The following is a 24,721-nucleotide window of genomic DNA, read 5'->3' on the forward strand; positions in this document are numbered from 1 at the left end:
AACAGGCCGGGCCGGAACAGGCCGCTGGCCGACGGGGGCACATGCCCCGCCGGCCAGCATATTCCGTGCCGCGGCCCGTCAGTCGACGTCCAGGTCGTAGTCGTACGGATCCGCGTTCTGCTGCCCGGCCTTGCCGCGCTCCGACGACTTGTCGGAGCGCAGCGCCCCCACCAGGCCGAGCCCCCCGAACAGGATCAGGCCCACGGCCACGATCCAGCCCGCGTTGAGGTGTACCGAGACGGCCTGGTTGAACAGCCAGACCACCACGATTCCCAGGAAGATCAGGCCGAACGTCAGCGAGACGCCGTCCAGTCGGTGTGGCTTCATCGGGTCACCCTCACATTGCCCCAGTCCATGTCCAGGTTGAGGTGGAGCCTGCCCCCGCCCTGGCCGTCCGTGCCGTGGTCCGTGAACGAGTTGGTCTGGCTGAGCCCGCCGCAGTTGTTGCCGAAGACCCGGCAGTCACCGCCCTGGATGTGCACGTCAACGGTGACGTCGACCTTCGGCGGCACCACGATCTGGAGGTTGCCGGCCCCGACCCGGAACGCCACCGTCACGTCCTGGTCGGTGAAGTCGATCTGGCTGAGGTCCGCGTTGATGTTGCCGAAGTCCGTCGAGTACCGCGGCTGCAGGTAGCCCACCGACGTGGGCGCGATGGTGATGTTCTCGGTGCGATGCGGCACGGTCGTGCTCGCCGCGGTCGCGATCGCCAGCGCGATGCTCAGCAGGGCGCCGAGCAGGATCAGCACCCGGGCCCGGCCGAGCCACGCACCCGTGATCAGGCCGAGGGCGGTGATCGCCAGCGGTACCGCGAAGAACGTGCTGGCCTTGAAGTCCGCCACGGTGACCTCGAGCGCGGCCAGCACCCCCAGCGAGAGCAGGATCAGCGAGAACGTGATCCGCCCCAGCTTCGAGCGCTCCTTCGGCGGCTTCGGCGGCGGGGTCGGCGCCAGCCCCGGGTAGGGCGACGTCGGGACGCCGGGTGGCGGGTAGCCGAGGCTCGCCGCGTACGGGCTGCCGGCGTACGGGCCGCGCGGGGCGAACGGCGCCCGGTAGCCCGCCGGGCCGAACCCGGGCATCGGCGGCAAGGGCGGCAGCGGCGGCTTCGGGGGCATCAGTGGCGGATTCGGTACCGAGGGTGCCGAGTACGCGGCGGGCTCGCCGGTCGCCGGGACCGCCGTGGTCGGCGCCGATCCGATGGTGGAGGCGTCGGTCGTGTCCTCCCGCGGCGGGCCGGCGGTGCCCGCTTCGCCGGCGCCGGTCGCCGTGGCGTTGCCCGGCGACGGGGCCCCGAACGGCGTGGGTCCGAACGAGGGGGCCCCGAACGAGGGGTATCCGAACGAGGGGGGCCCGAACGGCCGGGGACCGGACGGTCCGGGCCCGAACGAGCCGGTCGCGCCCGGCCGGGCCTCGAACTGCGCGGCCCCGAACGGCGCCCCGGCCGGGGCGAACGGCCCCGGCTGCGCCGGGTTGGGCACGGGCGGCGGCGCGAACGGCCCGGCGGCCGCCTGCTGGTTGCCGCCCTGCCCGCGCATCACGAGCGCGACCACGCCGATCACGACGACCAGCCCGACCAGGGCGGCGCTGAAGTTCTGCGACATGACGAGCATGAACGCGAACACCGCGCAGACGCCGATGACGATCGCCAGCGGCGTGGAGGTGCCCGAGCGGCCGCGGCCGAGCAGCGCCTCGAGCGGGGAGCCGGTGTCGCCCTCGGCGGGCAGGAGCAGCCAGCCGAGCAGGTACACGACGATGCTCACGCCGCCGGCCAGCGTCAGCACGGCGAAGATGACGCGCCAGAGCGTGGGGTCGGTGTTGGTGGCCCGGCCGATGGCCGCGCAGACGCCGGCCACGTAACGGCCTTGCAGCGGCCGCACGAGCAGCGCCCGATTGAATCCCGCCCCGAACGGCGGTTGGTTGCCGAATGGCGGTTGGTTGCCGAACGGCGGCGGCGTGGCCCCCGGCGGCGGAGGCGGTGGCACGTTGCCCGGCGGCGGCGTGCTGCCGGGCGGCGGTGTCGACCCGGGTGGCGGCGTGCTGCCAGGCGGCGGCGTCGATCCCGGCGGCGGTTGCGGGGACGGCGTGGGCTCCTCCACCGTCCTCGGCTCGTCGGTCGGCCAGTTGGCCGGCGTGGGGGTGCCGGCGGCGCCGGAGTCCGCCTCGAAGCGGGGTTCGTCGTCATCGGCGGGGGTGCGGGTGGGGGTCTCGTCGCCGGCGCCGGATGCGGCGGGCCGTGCGGACTCGTGGGCGGCCGGCCCGGTCGCGGCCGTGGCGGCCTCGTCCGGCGTGCGGTCTTCCACTGGCTCCGCGGCCCGTTCCGCGGCGGCGTTGACGGCCGGCTCGTCGGCGGCAGGCGGTTTCGTCATGGCATCAATGCTCGCGGACGCGGCCCGTCCGCCGCCTCAGGCATCGACCCTGACGCCACCCTGATTCTGCGGCTCCGGGGCGTTCGGAGTGGTCCGGCCGTCGGCGTTCGTGTGACGATCTGAGGTACCGAATTCCGAACCGGAGCAGAAACGAGCGCAATGACCGGCCCAGCCCCCGCCCGCCGCCTGTACCGCGAGCCCGCCGATCGGGTCGTCGCGGGCGTGGCGGCCGGCATCGCCGCGCACCTCGGCGCGCCGGTGCTGCTGGTCCGGGTGGCGTTCGTGGTGCTCGCCGTGTTCAACGGGCTCGGCGCGCTGCTCTACGCCGCCTTCTGGGCGGTGCTGCCGCTGCCCCCGCACCACCGCCGCGGCGGGCGCAACGTCAACCAGCTGTTCTCGTTCCTCGCGCTCGGCGTCGGCATCGCGGTCCTGCGCATGATGGTGCAGCCCGACGGCAGCGTCGAGGCCGTGATCGGCTGGCTCGCCGCGATCATCGCGCTCGGCGCCGGCATCATCTGGCACCAGGCCGACCCGAAGCGGCGGGAGCGCTGGTCCTCGGCCGTGCCCGGCATGCCGTGGCTCGGCGCGATGATGGACAACAACCGCAAGTCGTATCTCTTCCGCTTCGTCGGCGGCGGCCTGCTGGTCATCGTCGGGATCATCGGCGTGTTCGTGGTCGGCGTCCCGCTGCGCGGCGTGCCGTTCTCCTCGATCGGCTACGGTCTCGCCTTCGCCGCCGTGGCGCTCGCCGGCGTCGGGCTGGCGCTCGCGCCCCTGCTGTACCGCATGTTCACCCAGCTCAGCGCGGAGCGCGAGGCACGGGTGCGCGAGCAGGAGCGGGCCGAGCTGGCCGCCATGATCCACGACCAGGTGCTGCACACGCTGGCGCTGATCCAGCGCAACGCCGGCGACGTCAAGGAGGTGCAGCGCCTCGCCAGGGGGCAGGAGCGCACCCTGCGCAACTGGCTGTACAAGCCCGCGGCCTCGCCGATGGAGAAGTTCAGCGCGGCGCTGGAGGAGGCGTCCGCCGAGGTCGAGGACACGTTCGCGGTCGCGGTCGAGACCGTCGTCGTCGGCGACGTGGACGTCGACGAGAAGGTCGGCGCGATCGTCGCGGCGGCCCGGGAGGCGCTGGTCAACGCCGCGAAGCACGCGAAGGTGCAGACGATTTCGCTGTACGCCGAGGTGGAGCCCGACTGCGTCAGCGTCTTCGTGCGCGACCGGGGCGCCGGCTTCGACCTCGCCGCGGTGGACGACGACCGGCACGGGGTCCGCGGCTCGATCGTCCTGCGCATGCAGCGCCACGGCGGCAAGGCCGAGATCCGCAGCACGCCGGGCGAGGGCACCGAGGTGCGCCTCAGCATGCCGATCGACACGGAGGCTCGGCGCCGCAAGCACGCGGCTCAGGGCGTAGGTAACAGTGAAGGCGGAGAAGGATGAGCACCGAAGAGACCCAGCGGCTGCGGGTGTTCCTGGTCGACGATCACGCGATGTTCCGCGCCGGCGTCCGCGCCGAGCTCGGCCTGCACGTCGACGTCGTGGGCGAGGCGAGCGCGGTCGCCGAGGCGGTGCAGAAAATCTCCGCGCTCGAGCCCGACGTCGTGCTGCTCGACGTGCACATGCCCGACGGCGGCGGCCGCGCGGTGCTCGACGCGATGCGCCGCAGCCACCCGCACGTGCGCTTCCTGGCGCTGTCGGTCTCCGACGCGGCCGAGGACGTGATCGGGCTGATCCGCGCCGGCGCCCGCGGCTACGTGACCAAGACGATCTCCCCGGACGAGCTCGCCGACGCCATCCGCCGGGTCGCGGACGGCGACGCGGTGTTCAGCCCGCGGCTGGCCGGCTTCGTGCTCGACGCGTTCGCCGCGCGGCCGGACGCCCCGGTGGCCGACCCCGAGCTCGACCAGCTCACCAATCGGGAGCGGGAGGTGCTGCGGCTGCTCGCCCGGGGGTATGCCTACAAGGAGATCGCGAAGGAGCTCTTCATCTCGATCAAGACGGTCGAGACGCACGTCTCCAACGTGCTGCGCAAGCTGCAGATGTCCAACCGGTACGAGCTGTCCCGGTGGGCCGCCGACCGCCGCCTGGTCTGAGGCTCAGGCGGTCGCGAAGATCGAGAAGCCCTCGGCGAGCCGGCCGTCGGGCAGGCCGCCGGCCCTCGCCACCATCGCGTGCCGACCGCGCAGCATCTCGTCGAACCCGTCCAGGTGCGACGTCTGTGACACGTGCGCCCGCAGGGCCGCCAGCTTGCGCGGGAACACGTCGGTGACGTCGACGAAGTGGTCGGGGTTCGGGCCCCCGCCGTACCAGATCTCGCGCACCGTCCAGGGCTCCAGCCCGATGTCGGTGAACGTGAACGGGTTGCGCGCGTCCGGGTAGACCGCGCAGGTCGTCGCCTCGCCCGCGGCCAGGTGGTCGGGGTGGCTGGGGCCGGCGAGGCGGTCCCAGCGGCGCAGGGGAGAGCTGGTCAGGACGCGGTCGGGCCGGAAGCGGCGGATCGCCGCCGTGATGTCCCGGCGCAGCCCGATCGTGGGCTCGAGGATGCCGTCGCGGTACCCCTCCAGGAACTCCACCTGCTTGACGCCCACGGCCGCCGCGGCCGCCCGCTGCTCCGCCTCGCGCAGCGCGGGCATCTGCTCGCGGGGCGTGTCGTCGAAGCCGCCGGCATCGCCCCGGGTCACCAGCAGGTATGCCACCTCGATGCCGGCATCGACCCAGGTCGCGACGGTGCCGGCCGAGCCGAAGTCGACGTCGTCAGGGTGCGCGAGCACGCACAGCACGCGCTGGACGTCGGTCAGGGGCGCGGCCGAGGGAGGAAAGCTCATGTACCTATTAGTACCGTCCTCCGGACCTACAGGGGGCCCCGGCCGGCGCGCAGGATCAGCAGCGCAAGCTGCGTGCCGTCGGCGCCGAGCTCCTTGCTGAAGCGCTCGAGGATCTCGCGCTCGCGGGAGAGCACGAGCCGGGTGCCGCCGGCGGCGACACGGGTCTTGCCGACCTCCTGCGAGATCGCGGCGCGTTCCTTCCACAGCGCGACGATCGCGGCGTCGATCTCGTCGATGCGGTTGCGCAGGCCGGCGATGTGATCGTCCGGGGAGACCTGCTGGGCGTCGGAGGGCTGCTGCTCCATGGTGATGGCGGCCATTTCTCTGCGTCCTTGTCGGATCGGGTCCGGTGCTCCGCTCCCGGGAACGCGAACGCCCCGGGCTCGGAGCCCGGGGCGTCGGTAGGTTTAGCGATCAGGCGCGACCTACGGCTGCCGGACTCCGGAAGCCGTAAAAAAAGTAGCGCGCCCGCTCGATCACGTAGCCGAGTATGGCACGCGGTCAAGCGCCGCGGGAAGATCTTCCGCAGGGTGGGACGCGTCGGTTTCCGGTCATCCGTACGGCCTGTGGACGGCACGCCGTCAGCAACCGCGCCCACTGCGCGAACTCCCCGGCAGCGCCGCGCCGAAGGCGCCACCAAGCCGGCAAGAGCATAGACTCGCCCCTGCGATGCATGCTCTCTTCGAGGTTCCCCAGTCCCGCCCGCCGCAGCCCGAGGCCCCGGCGGCGCAGCCCAGACCGCCCAAGCGCGACCTGCTGGAAGGCCTCAACGGCCCTCAGCGCGACGCGGTGACCCACGAGGGCCAGCCGCTGCTCATCGTGGCCGGCGCCGGATCCGGCAAGACCAAGGTGCTCACGAGCCGCATCGCCTACCTCCTGGCGGCGCGCGACGTGCACCCCGGCGAGATCATCGCCATCACGTTCACCAACAAGGCCGCCGGCGAGATGAAGGAGCGGGTCGCCCGGCTGGTGGGCAACCGCGCCCGGCTGATGTGGGTGTCCACGTTCCACTCCGCCTGCGTGCGCATCCTGCGCGCCGAGCACGACCACGCCGGGCTCAAGTCGACGTTCTCGATCTACGACGCCGACGACTCGCGCCGGCTCATGCAGCTCGTCGCGCGCGAGCTCGACCTCGACCCGAAGCGCTATCCGGCCCGCGGCCTGGCCACCCAGGTGTCCAACCTGAAGAACGAGCTGATCGACCCCGAGGCGTTCGCCGCGACCGCGAAGGGGCCGGCCGAGCGAGCGCTGTCGGAGGCCTACACGCTCTACCAGCAGCGGCTCAACGAGGCGCACGCGCTCGACTTCGACGACCTGATCATGCGGGTCGTGCACCTGCTGCAGAGCCACCCCGAGGTCGCCGAGAGCTATCGCCGGCGCTTCCGCCACGTGCTCGTCGACGAGTATCAGGACACCAACCACGCGCAGTACATGCTGGTGAAGGAGCTGGTCGGGGACACCGGCGAGCTGTGCGTCGTGGGCGACGCCGACCAGTCGATCTACGCGTTCCGCGGCGCCACGATCCGCAACATCCTGGAGTTCGAGCGCGACTTCCCCAACGCGCACACGATCCTGCTGGAGCAGAACTACCGCTCCACCCAGACGATCCTCTCCGCGGCCAACGCCGTGATCGGGCGCAATACCGAGCGCAAGCCCAAGCGGCTGTGGAGCGACCAGGGTGCCGGCGAGCAGATCGTCGGCTACGTCGCCGACACCGAGCACGCGGAGGCCGACTGGGTGGCGCGGGAGATCGACCGGCTGTCGGACAACGAGGGCGTGCGCCCCGCCGACGTGGCGGTGTTCTACCGGACCAACGCGCAGTCCCGCGTGTTCGAGGAGATGTTCATCCGCTTCGGCCTGCCGTACAAGGTCGTCGGCGGCGTGCGGTTCTACGAGCGCAAGGAGGTCCGCGACGCGCTGGCCTACCTGCGCGCCGTGGTCAACGAGGACGACACCGTCAGCACCCGCCGGGTCCTCAACACCCCGCGCCGCGGCATCGGCGACCGCGCCGAGGCGTGCATCGAGGCGCTCGCGAGCCGCGAGCGGATCTCGTTCGGCGCCGCACTGCGCCGCGCGAGCGAGGCCCCCGGCATCTCCACTCGCGCGGTCAACGCCATCGGCGACTTCGTGGCGCTGCTCGACGAGCTGCGGGTCATGGCCGAGACCGCGATGCCGGAGGAGGTCCTGGAGGCGGCGCTGGAGCGCTCCGGATATCTCGGCGAGATCGAGGAGAGCACCGACCCGCAGGAGGCGGGCCGGGTCGAAAACCTGCAGGAGCTGGTCAGCGTCGCCCGGGAATACACGGAGCGCACCGAGGCCACCGTCGCGGTCGCCGCCGAGCAGGGCGACGCGACCGCGGTGCCGGGGCCGAGCGTCGCCGGGTTCCTGGAGCAGGTCTCGCTCGTCGCCGACGCCGACCAGATCCCCAGCGACGATCCCGACCACACCGGGGTCGTCACGCTGATGACCCTGCACACGGCCAAGGGGCTGGAGTTCCCCGTGGTCTTCCTCACCGGGCTGGAGGACAGCGTCTTTCCGCACCAGCGGGCGATGAGCGATCGCAAGGAGCTGGAGGAGGAGCGGCGGCTGGCCTATGTCGGGATCACGCGGGCGCGGCAGCGGCTCTACATCTCGCGCGCCGTGACCCGGTCGGCGTGGGGGCAGCCGTCCTACAACCCGCCGTCGCGGTTCCTTGAGGAGCTGCCGCCGGAGCTGGTGCGGTGGGAGCGGACGGACGCGGCGTACACCAGCTGGTCCGGTCGGGCGGGTGTCGGCGGTCGCGGCTCCGGGGCCACGCAGGCGCGGACGTCGTCGTTCGTGGGTGGGACGCCGAAGGCGGCCCAGCTGGCGGCGAAGCTGGGTCTTGACGCCTCGAAGCTGTCCACGGCCTCCGAGCTGCAGCGCGACGTGCCGTCGCTGGCCGTCGGGGATCGGGTGAATCACCAGCGGTACGGGCTCGGGCGGGTGCTGGCCGTCGAGGGGGCCGGGCCTCGGGCGCAGGCGCAGATCGACTTCGGCGATCAGGTGATGTGGATCGTTCTCCGGCATGCGGCTCTCGAGAAGATCTGAAGCGCTGTGTATGAAAGATTTATGAATAGACCGACTCTGTGTGCTTCTGGATGTCTACGCCGTGCTTGCGCATGAATGCCAGGGGCTCTATCGGTTTGTCGTTCTCTCGCACCTCGAAATGGAGGTGGGAGCCGAACGAGTGGCCCGTGTCGCCGACCAGGGCGAGTTCGTCGCCCGGCTTGACCTGTTGGCCCGCCCGGCAGAGCAGTTTCGAGGCGTGGCCGTAGACGGTCACGATGTCGCCGCCGTGGTCGATCATCACGTTGTAGCCGTAGCCGCCGTTCCAGCGGCACAGGATCACCCGGCCGGCGGCCACCGCGGTGAAGGGGGCGCCCTGAGCGGCGCCGAGGTCCACGCCGGGGTGCAGGCGGCCCCAGCGCTCGCCGAAGAACGAGGTCAGCGTGTAGGCGTGCAGGGGGAGGATCCAGACGTCCGGGGCCGGCTGGTTCGCCGTCTCCGACGTGCTGTGCGCGTCGGCGCGGCTGGCCCGGCCGGTGAGGCCGCCCGAGCGGCCGGTGATGTCCTCGTAGTTGCCGCTGACCTCCATCGACAGGCCGTCGGTGTGCGGCTCAGGCAGTGCGGCGGCGGTGCCCAGGGCCACCACGGCGGAGCTCACCACCGCGGTCGTCAGCACGGCCAGGTAGCGGCTGCGTGGGGTCGGCAGGCGGCGCCGGCCGCGGTAGTTCGCGCGCGCGGATCTTGCGGGCAACGCGGTGAACCTCCGATTCCGGCAAATGCGTGATCGCGAAAGAATCGCGGAATGAGGAGCATTCGGCGAAACCGAATGTCACGGTAGCCACGCAATAATCCGCGGCCCAAGCCGAGCGGCGCGCCGCGCCGTGTGGGCGGCGCGATTGTGCCCGTCGGGTTGGTTGTGCGTAACCGCGGCGTCGTGCGCTCGTTGGGCGGCGGCGAATTGTTCTGGGGTACCTTCGGCTTAGGCCCGCAACGGTGCGGACCGCACGCGGTGGCCGCCACGAACGGCCCGGGAAGGACCGTGAGGATGAGCGCGCGGACCCGCGTCGTCATCGCCAAGCCTGGCCTCGACGGACACGATCGAGGCGTCAAGATCGTTGCCCGGGCGCTGCGGGACGCCGGCATGGAGGTCATCTACACCGGCCTGCACCAGACGCCCGAACAGATCGTCGAGACCGCCATCCAGGAGGACGCCGACGCCGTGGGGCTGTCGGTGCTCTCCGGCGCGCACATGACCCTCTTCCGGCGGGTCATCGAGCTGCTGGCCGAGCGGGGCGCCGCCGACGTGACCGTGTTCGGCGGCGGGATCATTCCCGACGAGGACCTGCCCGAGCTCGAGCGGCTCGGCGTGGCGAGGATATTCACCCCCGGCGCGACGACGGAGTCGATCGTCGAATGGGCCCGGGACAACATCAAAGGCTGATTGGCCGCGCTCGATCGCGACGGCGATTCGGAAACAGGGGGAGGGGCCGGACGCACCCCTCACACGTCCGGCCCCTCTATCGCACGATGCCCCGCCGCCACCCCTCGACCGACAGGGCATCGGCCGTCCTGGTGCCGGCCCTACCCCCGAGGCTTTCCCCGTGGGCGGGCCGACACTGCTCTCAACGACGCACCGCCGGGGCGGTTACGCGGGTGCCGGGCTGTCCCCCGGAAGTGAAAACCCGGGCGGAGTGGAATCGGGCACATCGGGAACCCGCGCGGTCGCCGTGGGTGAGTCCGTGGTTAGGCTGCGATCGTTGAGCCGTCCTCGCGATGGGGCAGGCGGCACGGTTGACGGAACGGGACCAACTGTGGACCTGTACGAGTACCAGGGGCGCGCCCTCTTCGCCAAGCACGGGCTCCCCGTGCTCGGCGGCGATGTCGCCGAGACCCCTGAAGAGGCCCGGGCGATCGCCGAGGAACTCGGCGGCCGGGTCGTCATCAAAGCCCAGGTGAAGGTCGGCGGCCGCGGCAAGGCGGGCGGCGTCAAGCTGGCGGACGGCGCCGACGAGGCGACCGCGCACGCCACCAACATCCTCGGCATGGACATCAAGGGCCACACGGTCCACAAGGTGATGGTCACCACCACGGCCGACATTGCCGAGGAGTACTACTTCTCCTACCTGCTCGACCGCGCGAACCGCACGTTCCTGTGCATCGCCAGCGTCGCCGGCGGCATGGAGATCGAGACCGTCGCGCACGACGCGCCCGAGAAGGTGGCCAAGGTCGCCATCGACGCGGTGAAGGGCGTCGACGAGGCGACGGCTCGCACGATCGTCGAGCAGGCCCAGTTCCCGGCCGACGTCGCCGACCAGGTCGTTTCGATCGCGGTCAAGCTGTGGCAGGCGTTCGTCGCCGAGGACGCCACGCTGGTCGAGGTCAACCCGCTCGCGAAGACCGCCGACGGCACCGTGCTGTGCCTCGACGCCAAGATCACCCTCGACGCCAACGCCGACTTCCGGCAGCCGGACCACGAGGAGCTCGAGGACAAGGCCGCGGCCGACCCGCTGGAGCAGGCAGCCAAGGAGAAGGACCTCAACTACGTGAAGCTCGACGGCAACGTCGGCATCATCGGCAACGGCGCGGGCCTGGTCATGTCGACCCTCGACGTGGTCGCCTACGCGGGCGAGGGTCTGGGCAGCAAGCCGGCCAACTTCCTCGACATCGGCGGCGGCGCCAGCGCCCAGGTCATGGCCAACGGCCTGGAGATCGTGCTGGGCGACCCCGACGTGAAGAGCGTCTTCGTCAACGTTTTCGGCGGCATCACCGCCTGCGACGCGGTGGCCAACGGCATCGTGCAGGCGCTGCAGCTGCTCAAGGACCGCGGCGAGGAGGTCACCAAGCCGCTCGTGGTCCGCCTCGACGGCAACAACGCCGAGGAGGGCCGCCGGATCCTCGACCAGGCCGCCAACCCGCTGATCGAGCGGGTCGACACGATGGACGGCGCGGCCCGCCGGGCCGCCGAGCTCGCAGCGAGTGGGGTGTAACGACCATGGCGGTATGGCTGACCGAGTCCAGCAAGGTCATCGTCCAGGGCATGACCGGCGCCGAGGGCTCCAAGCACACCCGGCGCATGCTCGCCGCGGGCACGAACGTGGTCGGCGGCGTCAACCCGCGCAAGGCGGGCCAGCAGGTCGACTTCGACGGCACCAAGCTGCCGGTGTTCGCCAGCGTCGCGGAGGCGATGGAGCAGACCGGCGCCGACACCAGCGTCATCTTCGTCCCGCCGGCCGGCACCAAGTCGGCCGCGATCGAGGCGATCGACGCGCGGATCCCGCTCGCGGTGGTCATCACCGAGGGCGTGCCGGTGCACGACACCGCCGAGTTCTGGGCCCGCGCCCAGGCGGCCGGCAACCAGACGCGGATCATCGGACCGAACTGCCCCGGCATCGCCAGCCCGGGCAAGTCCAACGCCGGCATCATCCCCGCCGACATCACCGGCGCCGGCAAGATCGGCCTGGTGAGCAAGTCGGGCACGCTGACGTACCAGATGATGTACGAGCTGCGCGACATCGGCTTCTCGACGGCCATCGGCATCGGCGGCGACCCGGTCATCGGCACGACGCACATCGACGCGCTCGCCGCGTTCGAGGCCGACCCGGAGACCGCCGCGATCGTGATGATCGGCGAGATCGGCGGCGACGCCGAGGAGCGGGCCGCCGAGTTCATCAAGGCCAACGTGCGCAAGCCGGTCGTCGGCTACATCGCCGGCTTCACGGCCCCGCCCGGCAAGACCATGGGCCACGCCGGCGCGATCATCTCCGGCTCGGCGGGCACCGCCGACGCCAAGAAGCTCGCGCTCGAGTCGGCCGGCGTCGCGGTCGGCAAGACCCCGACCGAGACCGCCAACCTCATGCGGGACATCGTCACCGCGCTGTGAGCGCAAGTCCGGACGGCCGGGGTTAGTGACCGGCCGTCCGGACTTTGGCAGAGTTAAGGGCGATGCCGACCACCCCAGAGGACCCAGACGAAGGGGCGCAGACCCGACTCGCCGACCGCGAGACCGTCCGACTGCCGATCCAGCGGCGTGCGGTTCGCGGCAAGGACCCCGCCCGCCGCCCGGCCCGGCGCGCCCCGCTGGCGCTCGCCGCCGTGGTCAACTCGCTGTGGGCGGCGGTCGTCTCGCTCGTGCCGACCCTCGTCGTGGTCTGGTTCCTCTTCGCCCTCGACAACTCTGGCGCCCCGCTCGCGAACGTGCTGCGGCTCGGCCTCGGCGGGTGGCTGCTCGCGCACTGGGTACCGCTGCAGACCGGCATCGGCCCGGTCAGCCTCGCCCCGCTCGGCCTGACCGCGGTGGCCGCCTGGCGGGTGTACCGCGCCGGCGTGCACACCTCCCGGGCCGTCGGCGCCCGGGCCCGCCGCCGCAGCGCGCCGTGGTCCCCGTGGCCGGCCGCCCGTGCCGGTGCGGCCGTCGGCGTCGTCTACGCCGCGCTCGGCGCCCTGGCCGCCGTCCTCGCCGAGCACAAGGGCGTCGAGGTGTCCGCGGTGCGCGCCGCCCTCACCTTCGCCGCGTTCGGCCTGGCCGCCGGCTCGCTCGGCGCCTTCGCCGAGGCCCGCGGGATCGCGCGGCTGGCCGCCCGCACGCCCCGGGTCGTGCGCGACGCGACCCGCACCGGGGCCGTCGCCGCGCTGCTCGTGCTCGGCGCCGGCGCGGCCACGACCGGCATGGCGGTCGCGTTCAGCGGCGGCGACGCCAGCCAGATCATCGACGACTACCACACCGGCATCGCCGGGGAGATCGGCCTCGTCGTGATGTGCGCGTTCTTCGCACCCGACGTGACCACCTGGGCGGCCAGCTACCTCGTCGGCCCGGGCTTCACCATCGGGTCGGAGACCGTCATCAGCGCGGCGCACGTGTCGGTGGGGCCTCTTCCCGCGGTACCGCTGCTGGCCGGTCTTCCCTCGACGCCCGCGACCGGCTATGCCCCGCTGCTGCTCGGCCTGCCGCTGGCCGCGGCCCTGGTCGCTGGGTGGCTGCTGGCCCGGCGGTCGCTGCGTAGCGACCCCGGGCGCTCCTGGTTTCCGCTGCTCGGCGCGGCCATCCTGGCCGGCCCGGTCGCGGGAGTGCTGCTCGGGCTCTGCTGCGCCGCCGCCGGCGGCTCCCTCGGCGCGGGCGGGCTCGCCGACGTCGGGCCGCACTCGGGCGCGGTCGCCTTCGTCGCCATGTTCATGATCTCGATCGGCGCGCCGCTGTCCACGGCCGCGACCAAGCTCGCGCTGCGCGCAAAAGGGGCGCGCGAGTAGCTCGCGCGCCCCTTTGTCCGGGGAACGGGCCTATTAGTAGAACGTCAGGCTGCCCATGTTGAGCGCGAAGACCAGGATCAGCCACAGCAACTCGAGACCGGCACCGATACCGCCGCAGATGAGGCCGGCGAGCGCCTGGCCGCGGTTGGTGGCCTCGCCCTGCTTCGCCTTGTTCAGGCCCAGGTAGCCGAGCACCACGGCGACGACGCCCAGCACCAGGCCGATGTAGCAGCAGAAGGTGGGGATCGAGATGATGCCCAGGATCATGCTGATGAGGCCGAAGGTGTTCTGCGGCTGCGCGGGCGCGCCATAGCCCGGCGCGCCGTAGCCGGGGGCCGGGTAGGCCCCGCCGGAGGTCGGGTACGCGCCGCCCGAGGTCGGGTACGGCGTGCCGGAGACCGGGGGCTGCTGCGCGTAAGGGTCCTGGTAGGCGGGCTGCTGCGGCTGCGCGTACGGGTCCTGGTATGCCGGCTGCTGCGGCTGCGCGTACGGGTCCTGGTATGCCGGCTGGCCGTACTGGGGCTGCTGGCCGTACTGTGGCTGCTGCCCGTACTGGGGCTGACCGTAGGGATCCTGATTGGGCTGCTGCCCGTACGGATCCTGGCCCGGTGGTGGGTAGCCCATGGCTATGGCTCCTAAGGCTGGGGACGACTCTCGCTGCGACGGGTGGTTCGCATCAGGGTAGTCCCGAGGGGATACGGAACCACGGCAGCGTACTTGCCCCGATCAACTCTGCGCAGGAGGAACACGGCGGAGTATCGATAACTGGACCATATTGTCTAGGTATTTGTCCGGTTTTGTACCGCAATGACGGGCAGCCCGCCGCTGAGCAGGGCCGACCCGGTCGATACAGTTTCGTGGTGACAGTTCGGCTTGTGGTGCTCGTGTCCGGCTCCGGGTCAAATCTGCAGGCCCTGCTCGACGCCGCCGAGGACCCGTCGTACGGCGCCACCGTCGTCGCGGTCGGCGCGGACCGGCCCTCGATCGAGGGGTTGGCCCGGGCGGAGCGCCGCGACGTGCCCACCTTCGTCGTCCGAGTGAGTGACTTCGCATCGCGGGACGAATGGGACGAGGCGCTGCTGTCGGAGTGTTCCCGGTTCAAGCCCGACCTGGTGGTCTCGGCCGGGTTCCTCAAGCTCGTCGGCCCGCGCTTCCTGTCCGAGTACGAGGGCCGGTACATCAACACACACAACGCTTTGCTTCCGGCATTTCCGGGTATGCACGGCCCGCGCGACGCGCTCGCCTACGGCGTGAAGCTCGCCGGCGCCACGCTGCACTTCGTCGACAGCGGCGTCGACACCGGGGCGATCATCGCGCAGGTCGCGGTGCCGGTCCTCGACGACGACACCGAGGACACGCTCCTGGAGCGGATCAAAGTAGCCGAGCGCCGCCAGCTGGTCGACACGGTCGGACGAATGGCGCGCGAGGGCTGGACCGTCAACGAACGAAAGGTCAGGCTGGGCCGTGGCTAACCGCCGTCCCATCAGGCGCGCGCTCGTCAGCGTCTACGACAAGACCGGGCTCGAGGAGTTGGTGCGCGCGCTGGCCGCCGCCGACGTGGAGCTGGTCTCCACCGGCAGCACCGCGGGCCGCATCGAGGCGCTCGGACTGCCGGTCACGAGGGTCGAGCAGCTGACCGGGTTTCCCGAGACGCTCGACGGCCGGGTCAAGACCCTCCACCCGAAGGTGCACGCCGGCCTACTCGCCGACCTGCGGCTGGAGGCCCACGCGGCCCAGCTCGCCGAGCTCGGCATCGAGCCCTTCGAGCTGCTGGTGTCCAACCTGTACCCGTTCACCGAGACGGTCGCGTCCGGCGCCTCCGACGACGAGTGCGTCGAGCAGATCGACATCGGCGGCCCCGCCATGGTCCGGGCCGCGGCCAAGAACTTCCACAGCGTCGCGGTCGTCACCTCGCCGGCTTCCTATGATTCGGTACGGCAGGCCCTCGCCGACGGCGGCTTCACGCTGGACGAGCGGCGCGACCTGGCCGGCCAGGCCTTCGCCCACATCGCCGAGTACGACGTCGCCGTTGCCGCCTGGTTCGCCCGCGACGACCAGCGGTTCGCGGGCACGGCTCTGCGCATGGCGGCGACGCTGCGCTACGGCGAGAACCCGCACCAGTCCGCCGCGCTGTACACCGACCCCGCCGCCGCGCCCGGCCTTGCCCAGGCCGAGCAGCTCGGCGGCAAGGAGATGTCCTACAACAACTACGTCGACGCCGACGCCGCGTGGCGCGCCGCGCACGACTTCGCCGAGCCGTGCGTGGCGATCATCAAGCACGCCAACCCGTGCGGCATCGCGATCGGCGCCGACGTGGCCGAGGCGCACCGCAAGGCGCACGCCTGCGACCCGGTCAGCGCCTTCGGCGGCGTGATCGCCGTCAACGCCCAAGTGACCGTCCAGCTCGCCAAGCAGATCAGCGAGATCTTCACCGAGGTCGTGGTGGCGCCGTCGTACTCCGACGACGCCCTCGAGCTGCTGACCGCCCGCGCCAACCTGCGGGTCCTGCGCGCGCCGGCCTGGTCGCCCGCCCCGCTGGAGCAGCGGCAGATCTCCGGCGGCGTGCTCGTGCAGGCCGCCGACCGCATCGACGCCGACGGCGACGCCGTCGCCGACTGGCGGCTCGTCACCGGCGAGGCCGCCGACAAGGAGACGCTGCGCGACCTGGAGTTCGCCTGGCGCGCGGTCCGCGCCGTGAAGTCCAACGCGATCCTGCTCGCCTCCGGCGGCGCGACGGTCGGCGTCGGCATGGGCCAGGTCAACCGGGTCGACTCGGTGCGGCTCGCGGTCGCCCGCGCGGGCGAGCGGGCGACCGGCTCGGTGGCCGCGTCCGACGCCTACTTCCCGTTCCCCGACGGCCCGCAGGCCCTCATCGACGCCGGCATCAAGGCGATCGTGCAGCCGGGCGGCTCGATCCGCGACGAGCTGACCATCGAGGCCGCGCGCGCCGCGGGCGTGACCATGTACTTCACCGGCACCCGGCACTTCTTCCACTGACGCCGCAATTGCCGCCGTCCCCGGTCACGGCAGCGTGACCGGGGCGGGCACCTTCGCCCCGAAGTACGTCGCGACCGCGTCGCTCACCGCGTGCGCGCCCTTCTCCAGCGTGCCGCCCGGCCTCTGCTCGTACATGACGGCCACCACGTACCGCTCCCCGTCTCCGGCGAACCCGACCGTGTGCGTCACCCAGACGTTCTTGCCGCCGACCGGCTTCTCCGCCCAGCCGTCCTTGTTGCCCGGCTTGAGGCCCGACCCGGCTGCCCACACGCCCCAGTGCTGGTTGCTCGCGACCTTCCGCAGGGTCGTCACCAGGTAGGACCGGCTCTGCGCGTCCAGCTTCTCCAGGACGTACGACATCAGGCTCTGCAGGTCTTCGGCGCTGCACCGCAGGTTGCGCCAGAAGGTCTCGTACCCGTCGATGACGGCGAGGCTGCCCATGCCGTACTTCGACCGGAAGCGCTCCAGCATGCCCGGCCCGTCGTACCGGTTCCACAGTGCCGTCGCCGCGTCGTTGTCGGAGTTGATCAATGCCTTGTCGAGATTGGACCGATCCGTCGCGTCGAGCGTGATCTGCTTGGCCTGGTTACGCTCCAACACGTCCGTGGCGATCGCGAGCTTGATCGTCGAAGCCGTCCACGTGGTCGCCTTCGTGTCGCCGGCCTTCCACACGGCCCCGGTCGTCCGGTCCCGCACGACGATCCCGAACGTCCCCGAGAGCTTCTGCACGAACGCCGTGGCCTGCGCGCCCTGACTCTTCGCGCTCGGCGCCGCCGAGGCACCCCTGCTGCCCAGCCCGGCCGCCGCCTGCGGCTCCTCGTCCACCTGCCGCCCTTGGCTCTCGGCCACCACCGGCTCCTCAGGGGCAGGATTTTCGTCGTGGCCACACGCCGTCAGCGTGAGCAGGGTCAAGAGGGCGACAAGGCCGCGCCGGAGCAGCACGCCCTGCACTCTAGTGGCAGGATCAGAGGCCGTGACGGCAACCATTCTCGACGGTAAGGCAACGGCGACCGCCATAAAGGACGAGCTGCGCGAGCGCGTCAAGGCCCTCGCCGAGCGCGGCATCATCCCCGGCCTGGGCACGATCCTGGTCGGCGACGACCCCGGCTCCCACGCGTACGTCGCGGGCAAGCACCGCGACTGCGCCGAGGTCGGCATCGCGTCGATCCGCCGCGACCTGCCCGCGACCGCCACCCAGGCCGAGGTCGAGGAGACGGTGCACGCCCTCAACACCAACCCCGCCTGCACGGGCTACATCGTCCAGCTGCCCCTGCCGAAGGGCCTGGACGAGCAGCGCATCCTGGAGCTCATCGACCCGGACAAGGACGCCGACGGCCTGCACCCGACCAACCTGGGCCGCCTGGTCCTCAACATCCCCGCGCCGCTCCCGTGCACCCCGAACGGCATCGTCCAGCTCCTGCGCCGCTACGACATCCCGATCGCGGGCGCCGAGGTGACCGCGATCGGCCGCGGCACCACCGCAGGCCGGCCCCTGGGCCTGATCTTCACCCGCAAGAGCGAGAACGCCACAGTGACCCTCTGCCACACGGGCACCCGCGACCTGCCCGCCCACACCCGCAACGCCGACATCATCGTCGTCGCGGCCGGCTCCGCCGGCCTGCTCACCCGCGACATGGTCAAGCCCGGCGCCGCCGTCCTGGACGTAGGCGTGACCCGCGTGGTCGGCGAGGACGGCAAGGCCCGTCTGGTTGGCGACGTGTCCCCAGACGTGGCCGAGGTGGCCGGCTACCTGGCCCCCATGCCCGGCGGCGTTGGCCCGATGACGAGGGCAATGCTCCTGGCAAACGTGGTAGAACTCGCCGAACGCCAAGCCGCTTCGTAAACCGCGCGTGGTCGGTCCGTGCGTGATCGGTCCGCGCGTGGTCGGTCCGCTGCGGGCTCGGCCCGGTCCGAGCCCTGGCCCGGGACGCCCGCGCGGACCGTCTCGGCCACGGAGGCCGGGATGCCGGAGCGCGGTCGCGGCCATCCGGCCCGGGGTCAGGTGATGCTCAGGTACAGCTGCGTGGCCTTCTCCTCCCGTGTGGCGACGACGGCGTGCGAGCCGGCGGCGGCGATCGAGATCTCCGGGCACCGGGCGGTGCAGCCGACGGCGCGCTGCTCCTCGGTCGACCCGTCGCCGGTCGACGCGGTGAGTAGACGCAGCGCGCCCGTCGAGCTGCGCCACAGCAGGTATGTGTGGCCGTCCGCCGCCGTCCCCGCCACCGGCTGGTATCCGCCCAGCCCCGCCAGGCCGACGTTCCACTGCGCGGCGCCGGTCCGGGCGTCGACGGCGGTCAGGTGCCCCTGGGCGCTGCCCGGATCGGCGTAGATCAGGCTCGCCCCCGCGGCCACGGCCAGCGTGCCGGGCGCGTCGTGGAGCGCGCCGACAGTGCCGGTGTTCGCATCCATGTACGTGGCCCGCTGCGGCGTCGCTCCGGTCAGCGTGACGAAGCCAGCCCCCGTGGAGTACACCCGAAGCTCCTTGCCGCCCCGCTGGATCGCGTGCCACGACCAGCGCTCGGTGCCCGTCGCTGCGGCCAAGCCGACGGCCACGTCGTCCACACCCTCCGCGCGGCACCGCAGCGCCACCGCGACGGTCTCGGCGGTCGCCGCCAGGTCGGTCACGTCGCACGCCGCTGCGTTGCGGGCCGGCGCCCATCGCCACCGCTGCGTGCCGCTCCGCGCGTCGACGCCGAGCAGGTCCCCGGCGCCGATGCCCGCCCCGGACAGCACCGCCGTGCGACCCGCGGCGTGAACGGTCGCCAGTTTCCCCGATTGGTACCGCCGGGAGAACCGCTCCGCCCCCGTATCCGCCTCCAGCGCCGTCACCAGCACCCCGTCATCGGTCCCGAACGCGACCACGACCGCGTCGTCGACCAGGCCGGCCGCCTGGCTGGACAGGTCGGAGCGCAGATACTGCCAGGCCGTGGTGCCGCTGCCGACCCAAACCGCCCGGATGCCGTCGCTCGCTCGCAGAATCGCCAGCTCGCCGTGCACGCCCACGAGCTCTACCCCGGCGAACGGCAGCGGCCACGACTGCGCCTGGGTCGCGGGTGCGGCGCCGGCAGTCGTTGCGTCGACGAAGCGCCCCTCGCGGGCCCAGTCGACCGCGAACCCGGCGACGACCATCAGCGCGGCCGCCACGCCCCCGACCGCGGCCCAGGGCCGCCAGTCCGCGCGGGGCAGCGCGCCGGCGCCGGTGACCGCGAGCGTCGCCCAGCCCAGAAAGAGCGCGGCCGATCCCGCGACCGTGACCGGCCCGCCGAGGCCGATGCCCGCGCTGGGCTCGACCAGCCGCGCGAGCGCCGTCGCGAGCACCGCCGCCGCCGCGCCCGCCACCCCGGCCACGGCGGCGATCAGCCGGGACCTGCGCGGCTCCGTTCGTGTGTATGCCAGGCAGAGCGCGCTCAGCAGCGGCCCGAGGAACGCGATGCCGGCGATCGTGACCGGGTCGGGATGCCGGCCGCCGGCCAGCGTCCATGGCAACGCCAGCCCGGCGATGGTTGCGACCATGCCGAGCCCTACGACGACGAAGCCTGCGGCGCGAGCGAGGAGATTCACGAGGACAGGATGACGGGTGGCTACGACAGTTTTCACCCGGGCCGACTGCATTGTTTCTGACGGTAAGCGGCCGACTTCGCTCTGTTCTGGCATGCGAGCGAGCAGAACCGGCGGCTGGTGTTCTTGGTCGAGTCGAGGCGTCGGGCGGAAACGGTGCCGGCCCCGCGCCAGAGGGGCGGGGCCGGCGGTGTTGCGGTACGAAACCTCGTCAGGCGTTGAGGCGCTTCGAGAGGTTCTGGTCCAGCGCGTTCATGAACTCGTCCGTCGTGAGCCACGGGGCGTCGCGCGAGATGAGCAGGGCCAGGTCCTTCGTCATCTGGCCGCCCTCGACGGTGTCGATGCAGACCTGCTCCAGGGTGTTGGCGAAGTTCGTGACCTCGGGGGTGCCGTCGACCTTGCCGCGGTGGGCGAGGCCGCGCGTCCAGGCGAAGATGGACGCGATCGGGTTGGTCGAGGTCTTCTCGCCCTTCTGCCACTGGCGGTAGTGACGGGTCACCGTTCCGTGCGCCGCCTCGGCCTCGACGGTCTTGCCGTCGGGGGTCATCAGCACGCTGGTCATCAGGCCGAGGGAGCCGAAGCCCTGAGCCACGGTGTCCGACTGGACGTCGCCGTCGTAGTTCTTGGCGGCCCACACGAAGCCGCCCTCCCACTTCAGCGCCGCGGCGACCATGTCGTCGATGAGGCGGTGCTCGTAGGTGATGCCGGCCGCGGCGAACTCGTCCTTGAACTCGGTCTCGAAGACCTCGGCGAACAGGTCCTTGAAGCGGCCGTCGTACGCCTTGAGGATCGTGTTCTTGGTCGACAGGTACACCGGGTAGCCGCGGTCCAGGCCGTACCGGAACGACGCGCGCGCGAAGTCGCGGATCGAGTCGTCGAAGTTGTACATGCCCATCGCGACGCCGCCGCCGGGGAAGTTGGCGACCTCGAACTCCATCGGGGCGCCGCCGTCGGCCGGGGCGTACGTGATGGTGACCTTGCCCGGGCCCGGGACCACGAAGTCCGTCGCCTTGTACTGGTCGCCGTGGGCGTGGCGGCCGATGATGATCGGCTTGGTCCAGCCCGGGACCAGGCGCGGCACGTTGGACATGATGATCGGCTCGCGGAAGACCACGCCGCCGAGGATGTTGCGGATCGTGCCGTTCGGCGAGCGCCACATCTTCTTGAGCGAGAACTCCTCGACGCGCGCCTCGTCGGGCGTGATCGTCGCGCACTTGACCCCGACGCCGTACTGCTTGATGGCGTTCGCGGCGTCCACCGTGACCTGGTCGTCGGTTTCGTCGCGGTACTCGATCGACAGGTCGTAGTACTTCAGATCCACGTCGAGGTAGGGCAGGACCAGCTGCTCGCGGATCTGCTTCCAGATGATCCGGGTCATCTCGTCGCCGTCGAGCTCGACGACAGGGTTGTTTACCTTGATCTTCGCCATCGGCCGGGCGCTCCTCTCGCGCTGCTTTCCGGGGGGTCTCCGCCGCCGTCGGGGTAGTTCTCGCTGATTTCAGCTCTTCGCCGCGCTCCACCGGACGGACGCGGCGTCGCTTAGCAGTACGAGCGTACTGCATCCCCGCGGAACGGCCGTGTCGACCCCGCTCCGGTCAAGTCTGCGCCGATCACAACATGAAATATCATGAAATGTCCGATAAATTCGGTCACGAAGTGGCTGGATTTATCGGAGTGGCCGCCGAGGAACAGAACGCGTACCAAACCGTCCTCCTTGGTCGTTTTGGTAGATATGCCAGTTTCTCTGGCATCTGGTAGGTTTAACGAGGAATTGCGGACGAACGATGCTGCGCAGCTACACCCACACCCGGCGGGTCCCTGTCGGCGGCCTGGCCATCGACCCGCTCACCGAGGCCGAGGTCGTCGCCCGCGTTCTCGACGCCCTCGACCGGGGCCGCGGTGGCTGGATCGTCACCCCGAACGTCGACATCCTTCGTCAGGTCTCCCGCGACGCGGCCCTGCGTGCCCAGCTCGGCGCCGCGGACCTGGTCGTCGCCGACGGCGCCCCGCTGGTCTGGGCCGCCCGCCTGGCCGGCCGCGCGCTGCCGGCCCGCGTCCCGGCTCGGACCTGATCTGGTCCCTGTCGCGGGGCCTGGCTCTGCGGGGCGGCAGCGCCTTCGTCCTCGGCGGCACCCCGCCGGCGAGCCCGACGGCGCCCACCGCGCCGCCGCGCGCCTGGCCGCCGCCTGCCCCGGCCTGCGCATCGCCGGCGCGCACTGCCCGCCGTTCGGCTTCGACCGCCGCACGCGGGCGCTGCGGACGATCTGCGCCAGGGTCATCAAGGCCAAACCGCAGATGGTGTACGTCGGGATAGGCTTCCCCCGCCAGGAGCACCTGATCGTGTCCCTGCGCGCTGAGCTGCCCTCGACCTGGTTCCTGGGCTGCGGCGTCGCGTGAACTTCGTGGCCGGCGACGTGAGCCGCGCCCGCCCCGCGCTGCGGAAGGCGGGCCTGGAGTGGCTGGACCACCTGGCCCGCGAGCCGCGCCGCCTGGCCCGCCGCTACCTACGCGAGGACGCCCCGTTCGCCGCCGCCCTGCTGGCTCGCTCCCTGCACCACCGCCTGACCCACCGCCCCGCCCACCGTGCATAGTGCGTTAATAGTTTCAGCATTGTGCTACTATCATTAAATGCTTTACGTGTCGCCGCGCCTCGAAGGCGAGGACAAGCGGGTCATGGACGAGCTCGATCGGATGCGGGACAACCTGCGTTACCAGGTCGCCACGCCGCACCGGTGGACCGGTCAGCTGCGCCGCCAGCTGGTGGCGCGGGGCATCAAGGGTTCGAACTCGATCGAGGGTTACGACGTCACGATCGACGACGCCATCGCGGCGACGTCGGGCGACGAGCCGCTGGACACCGAGCCCGACGTCTGGGCGGAGATCACCGGCTACCGCGACGCGCTGACCTACGTGCAGCAGCTTGCCCACTCCGCCGAGTTCCACTTCGACTACATGCTGCTCAACAGCCTGCACTTCATGCTGCTGAAGCACCATCCGGACAAGTGGCCCGGCCGCTTCCGCCCGGGCGGTATCTGGATCACCGACCACCCGACCGGCGAGGTGGTCTACACGGGACCGGACGCCGACCAGCTCAAGCGGCTCATGCAAGACTTCGCCGACTGGCTCGAGGACGGGGACCTCGACGCGCCGTTGTTCGTTCGCGCCGCGCTGGCGCATCTCAACCTGGTCCGCATCCACCCGTGGCGGGACGGCAACGGCCGCATGTCCCGCTGCGTCCAAACGCTGGTCCTCGCGCGGGATGCCATTCTGGCGCCGGAGTTCTCCTCCATCGAGGAGTGGCTCGGCAACGGGCGCAACACGATCGCCTACTACGACGCCCTGCGCGAGACGGGGCGGGACGGTTGGCGGCCGCACGATGACACGCTGCCGTGGGTGCGGTTCTGTCTGCGGGCGCATCACATGCAGATGCAACGCGTGCGGCAGCGGCTCGACCGGGCCGGGCGGCTCTGGGAGAGGCTCGAAGAGCTCGGGCTGCCGAGCCGGACGGTCTCGGCGCTCTATGCGGCGGCGTCCGGCGGGCGGGTGCGGCGCACCGCGTATCAGCGCGACGAGGACCTCACCACCGACCAGGCGACCCGCGACCTGCGCATGCTGCTCGACCGCGGCCTGCTGGAGCAGCGCGGGCAGACGCGCGGGCGCTACTACGTCGCGGCCGGGCCGATTCTCGCCATCGCCGAGAGTCTCGGGCGGCCGGCCCCACTGCGGGATCCGTATCTAAGCTGAGCGGCGCTCGGTGGTGCGGACCGTCTCGATGTAGGTCAGGGCGGCCTCGCGCAGGGCGGCCTCGGCGTCGGCGTCCGTGGCACGGGCGTCGGCCACCGCGGCGAACAGGCGGCCGCCCAGGGTGTCCGGGGGCGGCGGCGGCACGTCGAGGCCGGCCCGCTCCACGCGCTGCAGGAGCTTCGCGGTCAGGGCCAGGGCCGGCTGGGAGAGGGCGACGCCGTCGACCGCGGAGCCGCGGGACTTCTCGGCCTTCTTGATCTGCTCCCAGTTGGCGATGATCTCGTCGATGCCGCCGACCTCGGTGCCCGCGAAGACGTGCGGGTTGCGCCGGATGAGCTTGTCGACCAGGTCGCCGGCCACGTCGTCGACGGTGAAGCCGGCGGTCTCCTCGGCGAGCCGGGCATGCAGGATCACCTGCAGCAGCACGTCGCCGAGCTCCTCGCGCACGGCCTCGGCGTCATCGTCGCGGATGGCGTCGTAGAGCTCATACGCCTCCTCGAGCAGGAACGGCGCCAGGCTCGCGTGCGTCTGCGCCCGCTTCCACGGGTCGCCCACGTCCGGGTGCATGAGGCGGTCCATGACCGTGACGACGTCGAGGAGGCGGGCGCCCGCCGGATCCCAGGAGCCGTAGAGCAGCTCCAGCTCGGCCAGGCCCGGCTCCCGGGCCAGCCGTAGGCCCAGCTCCCGGGCCAGGCGCTCGTCGCCGTCGGGGGCGGCCAGCCAGACCACGGTGCCGTGCTCGGCGATCGCGGCGACCAGCGCGTCGACCGTGGCCGGCGTGACGGCGACCGTTGCGCCCGCGGCCCGCAGGGCGGCGGCCTGCTCGGACTCCTCCGCCGCGAGCACCGGGTGCGCGCGGACCAGGTCCCACGCCTGCGCGGTCAGCACCCCGGCCGGCAGCCGGGGCGACGTCACCAGCAGGACCACCCTGCCCGGCACGTCAGCCCTCCTCAGCGGCGA

Annotated in this window: 25 protein-coding genes; 14 read left to right on the plus strand and 11 right to left on the minus strand. The window is 71.7% G+C overall.

All coding sequences use genetic code 11. From position 1 onward, the window contains the following. Nucleotides 1-78: 78 nt before the first annotated feature. Together ACGFI8_RS09205 and ACGFI8_RS09210 are read right to left on the minus strand one after the other, a co-directional pair. On the minus strand, nucleotides 79-327 hold the full coding sequence (locus tag ACGFI8_RS09205; protein ID WP_392802132.1) for a hypothetical protein: 249 nt from the start codon (nucleotides 325-327) through the stop codon (nucleotides 79-81). Continuing rightward, the gene (locus ACGFI8_RS09210; RefSeq protein WP_392802134.1) at nucleotides 324-2,366 is read right to left on the minus strand and encodes a PspC domain-containing protein; all 2,043 of its coding nucleotides are present in this window, start codon (nucleotides 2,364-2,366) and stop codon (nucleotides 324-326) included. The genes ACGFI8_RS09205 and ACGFI8_RS09210 overlap by 4 nt, the downstream gene beginning before the upstream one ends. 159 nt (nucleotides 2,367-2,525) lie before the next feature. Here ACGFI8_RS09210 and ACGFI8_RS09215 point away from each other — a divergent pair, with 159 nt between their 5' ends. Both ACGFI8_RS09215 and ACGFI8_RS09220 read left to right on the plus strand, forming a co-directional pair. After that, entirely contained in the window at nucleotides 2,526-3,806 is a 1,281-nt protein-coding gene (locus ACGFI8_RS09215; RefSeq protein ID WP_392802136.1) for a PspC domain-containing protein, read from the plus strand. Beyond that, nucleotides 3,803-4,459, plus strand: a complete 657-nt coding sequence (locus ACGFI8_RS09220) for a response regulator (protein WP_392802139.1) — start codon at nucleotides 3,803-3,805, stop codon at nucleotides 4,457-4,459. The genes ACGFI8_RS09215 and ACGFI8_RS09220 overlap by 4 nt, the downstream gene beginning before the upstream one ends. Before the next feature lie 3 nt (nucleotides 4,460-4,462). Here ACGFI8_RS09220 and ACGFI8_RS09225 read toward each other — a convergent pair whose 3' ends face one another. Then, on the minus strand, nucleotides 4,463-5,191 hold the full coding sequence (locus ACGFI8_RS09225; protein ID WP_392802142.1) for a PIG-L deacetylase family protein: 729 nt from the start codon (nucleotides 5,189-5,191) through the stop codon (nucleotides 4,463-4,465). 26 nt (nucleotides 5,192-5,217) lie between these two features. Beyond that, nucleotides 5,218-5,511 (minus strand): chorismate mutase, encoded by a 294-nt coding sequence (locus ACGFI8_RS09230; RefSeq protein ID WP_392802145.1) that lies wholly within the window; start codon nucleotides 5,509-5,511, stop codon nucleotides 5,218-5,220. A gap of 349 nt (nucleotides 5,512-5,860) precedes the next feature. Here ACGFI8_RS09230 and pcrA point away from each other — a divergent pair, with 349 nt between their 5' ends. Continuing rightward, a complete protein-coding gene (pcrA, locus tag ACGFI8_RS09235; RefSeq protein WP_392802148.1) occupies nucleotides 5,861-8,260 on the plus strand; it encodes a DNA helicase PcrA in 2,400 nt (799 codons plus the stop codon). Nucleotides 8,261-8,279: 19 nt separating this feature from the next. On the opposite strand, the gene ACGFI8_RS09240 is transcribed toward pcrA, so the two are convergent. Next, nucleotides 8,280-8,969: a M23 family metallopeptidase gene (locus tag ACGFI8_RS09240; protein WP_392802151.1), complete on the minus strand. Its 690-nt coding sequence runs from the start codon at nucleotides 8,967-8,969 to the stop codon at nucleotides 8,280-8,282. A 294-nt stretch (nucleotides 8,970-9,263) separates the two neighbouring features. Between ACGFI8_RS09240 and ACGFI8_RS09245 the strand changes: the two genes are divergently transcribed. The 4 genes from ACGFI8_RS09245 to ACGFI8_RS09260 all read left to right on the plus strand — a co-directional run bounded on the left by ACGFI8_RS09245 (nucleotide 9,264) and on the right by ACGFI8_RS09260 (nucleotide 13,462). Next, nucleotides 9,264-9,659 carry a cobalamin B12-binding domain-containing protein gene (locus ACGFI8_RS09245; protein ID WP_392802154.1) on the plus strand — a complete coding sequence of 132 codons (396 nt, stop codon included), beginning with the start codon at nucleotides 9,264-9,266 and terminating at the stop codon, nucleotides 9,657-9,659. 370 nt (nucleotides 9,660-10,029) lie between these two features. Further along, nucleotides 10,030-11,205, plus strand: coding sequence for an ADP-forming succinate--CoA ligase subunit beta (sucC, locus tag ACGFI8_RS09250; protein ID WP_392802156.1), 1,176 nt, complete (start codon nucleotides 10,030-10,032; stop codon nucleotides 11,203-11,205). Nucleotides 11,206-11,210: 5 nt separating this feature from the next. Further along, nucleotides 11,211-12,098, plus strand: a complete 888-nt coding sequence (sucD, locus tag ACGFI8_RS09255; RefSeq protein WP_392802158.1) for a succinate--CoA ligase subunit alpha — start codon at nucleotides 11,211-11,213, stop codon at nucleotides 12,096-12,098. Between the two features lie 62 nt (nucleotides 12,099-12,160). Beyond that, nucleotides 12,161-13,462, plus strand: coding sequence for a DUF6350 family protein (locus ACGFI8_RS09260; protein WP_392802161.1), 1,302 nt, complete (start codon nucleotides 12,161-12,163; stop codon nucleotides 13,460-13,462). A 33-nt stretch (nucleotides 13,463-13,495) separates the two neighbouring features. On the opposite strand, the gene ACGFI8_RS09265 is transcribed toward ACGFI8_RS09260, so the two are convergent. Next, nucleotides 13,496-14,086, minus strand: a complete 591-nt coding sequence (locus tag ACGFI8_RS09265) for a DUF4190 domain-containing protein (protein ID WP_392802164.1) — start codon at nucleotides 14,084-14,086, stop codon at nucleotides 13,496-13,498. 233 nt (nucleotides 14,087-14,319) lie between these two features. Here ACGFI8_RS09265 and purN point away from each other — a divergent pair, with 233 nt between their 5' ends. Both purN and purH read left to right on the plus strand, forming a co-directional pair. Then, on the plus strand, nucleotides 14,320-14,934 hold the full coding sequence (purN, locus tag ACGFI8_RS09270; protein ID WP_392802166.1) for a phosphoribosylglycinamide formyltransferase: 615 nt from the start codon (nucleotides 14,320-14,322) through the stop codon (nucleotides 14,932-14,934). Continuing rightward, nucleotides 14,927-16,459 (plus strand): bifunctional phosphoribosylaminoimidazolecarboxamide formyltransferase/IMP cyclohydrolase, encoded by a 1,533-nt coding sequence (gene purH, locus ACGFI8_RS09275; RefSeq protein ID WP_392802169.1) that lies wholly within the window; start codon nucleotides 14,927-14,929, stop codon nucleotides 16,457-16,459. Before purN ends, purH begins: the two co-directional genes overlap by 8 nt. A 24-nt stretch (nucleotides 16,460-16,483) precedes the next feature. On the opposite strand, the gene ACGFI8_RS09280 is transcribed toward purH, so the two are convergent. Further along, nucleotides 16,484-17,401 (minus strand): serine hydrolase, encoded by a 918-nt coding sequence (locus ACGFI8_RS09280; protein WP_392802172.1) that lies wholly within the window; start codon nucleotides 17,399-17,401, stop codon nucleotides 16,484-16,486. A 31-nt stretch (nucleotides 17,402-17,432) separates the two neighbouring features. Between ACGFI8_RS09280 and ACGFI8_RS09285 the strand changes: the two genes are divergently transcribed. After that, the gene (locus tag ACGFI8_RS09285) at nucleotides 17,433-18,302 is read left to right on the plus strand and encodes a bifunctional methylenetetrahydrofolate dehydrogenase/methenyltetrahydrofolate cyclohydrolase (RefSeq protein WP_392802175.1); all 870 of its coding nucleotides are present in this window, start codon (nucleotides 17,433-17,435) and stop codon (nucleotides 18,300-18,302) included. A 155-nt stretch (nucleotides 18,303-18,457) separates the two neighbouring features. Here ACGFI8_RS09285 and ACGFI8_RS09290 read toward each other — a convergent pair whose 3' ends face one another. The 3 genes from ACGFI8_RS09290 to ACGFI8_RS09300 are packed head-to-tail and all read right to left on the minus strand — an operon-like array spanning nucleotide 18,458 to nucleotide 21,446. Beyond that, a complete protein-coding gene (locus tag ACGFI8_RS09290; protein WP_392802178.1) occupies nucleotides 18,458-20,020 on the minus strand; it encodes a hypothetical protein in 1,563 nt (520 codons plus the stop codon). Nucleotides 20,021-20,052: 32 nt separating this feature from the next. Next, nucleotides 20,053-20,295 carry a CGNR zinc finger domain-containing protein gene (locus ACGFI8_RS09295; RefSeq protein WP_392802181.1) on the minus strand — a complete coding sequence of 81 codons (243 nt, stop codon included), beginning with the start codon at nucleotides 20,293-20,295 and terminating at the stop codon, nucleotides 20,053-20,055. Continuing rightward, nucleotides 20,229-21,446: an NADP-dependent isocitrate dehydrogenase gene (locus tag ACGFI8_RS09300; RefSeq protein ID WP_392802184.1), complete on the minus strand. Its 1,218-nt coding sequence runs from the start codon at nucleotides 21,444-21,446 to the stop codon at nucleotides 20,229-20,231. The genes ACGFI8_RS09295 and ACGFI8_RS09300 overlap by 67 nt, the downstream gene beginning before the upstream one ends. A 355-nt stretch (nucleotides 21,447-21,801) precedes the next feature. Between ACGFI8_RS09300 and ACGFI8_RS09305 the strand changes: the two genes are divergently transcribed. The 4 genes from ACGFI8_RS09305 to ACGFI8_RS09320 are packed head-to-tail and all read left to right on the plus strand — an operon-like array spanning nucleotide 21,802 to nucleotide 23,761. Continuing rightward, nucleotides 21,802-22,089: a WecB/TagA/CpsF family glycosyltransferase gene (locus tag ACGFI8_RS09305; protein ID WP_392802187.1), complete on the plus strand. Its 288-nt coding sequence runs from the start codon at nucleotides 21,802-21,804 to the stop codon at nucleotides 22,087-22,089. Then, a complete protein-coding gene (locus ACGFI8_RS09310; protein WP_392802190.1) occupies nucleotides 21,980-22,414 on the plus strand; it encodes a WecB/TagA/CpsF family glycosyltransferase in 435 nt (144 codons plus the stop codon). Before ACGFI8_RS09305 ends, ACGFI8_RS09310 begins: the two co-directional genes overlap by 110 nt. Continuing rightward, a complete protein-coding gene (locus ACGFI8_RS09315) occupies nucleotides 22,411-22,608 on the plus strand; it encodes a WecB/TagA/CpsF family glycosyltransferase (RefSeq protein ID WP_392802193.1) in 198 nt (65 codons plus the stop codon). Before ACGFI8_RS09310 ends, ACGFI8_RS09315 begins: the two co-directional genes overlap by 4 nt. Nucleotides 22,609-22,645: 37 nt before the next feature. Then, nucleotides 22,646-23,761, plus strand: coding sequence for a Fic family protein (locus ACGFI8_RS09320; protein ID WP_392802196.1), 1,116 nt, complete (start codon nucleotides 22,646-22,648; stop codon nucleotides 23,759-23,761). Here ACGFI8_RS09320 and ACGFI8_RS09325 read toward each other — a convergent pair. Next, the gene (locus ACGFI8_RS09325) at nucleotides 23,753-24,700 is read right to left on the minus strand and encodes a MazG family protein (protein WP_392802199.1); all 948 of its coding nucleotides are present in this window, start codon (nucleotides 24,698-24,700) and stop codon (nucleotides 23,753-23,755) included. The genes ACGFI8_RS09320 and ACGFI8_RS09325 overlap by 9 nt on opposite strands. Between the last annotated feature and the right edge of the window lie 21 nt (nucleotides 24,701-24,721).

Source organism: Dactylosporangium sp. NPDC048998, assembly GCF_043197855.1.
In the GTDB taxonomy this organism is placed as follows: Bacteria; Actinomycetota; Actinomycetes; order Mycobacteriales; family Micromonosporaceae; genus Dactylosporangium.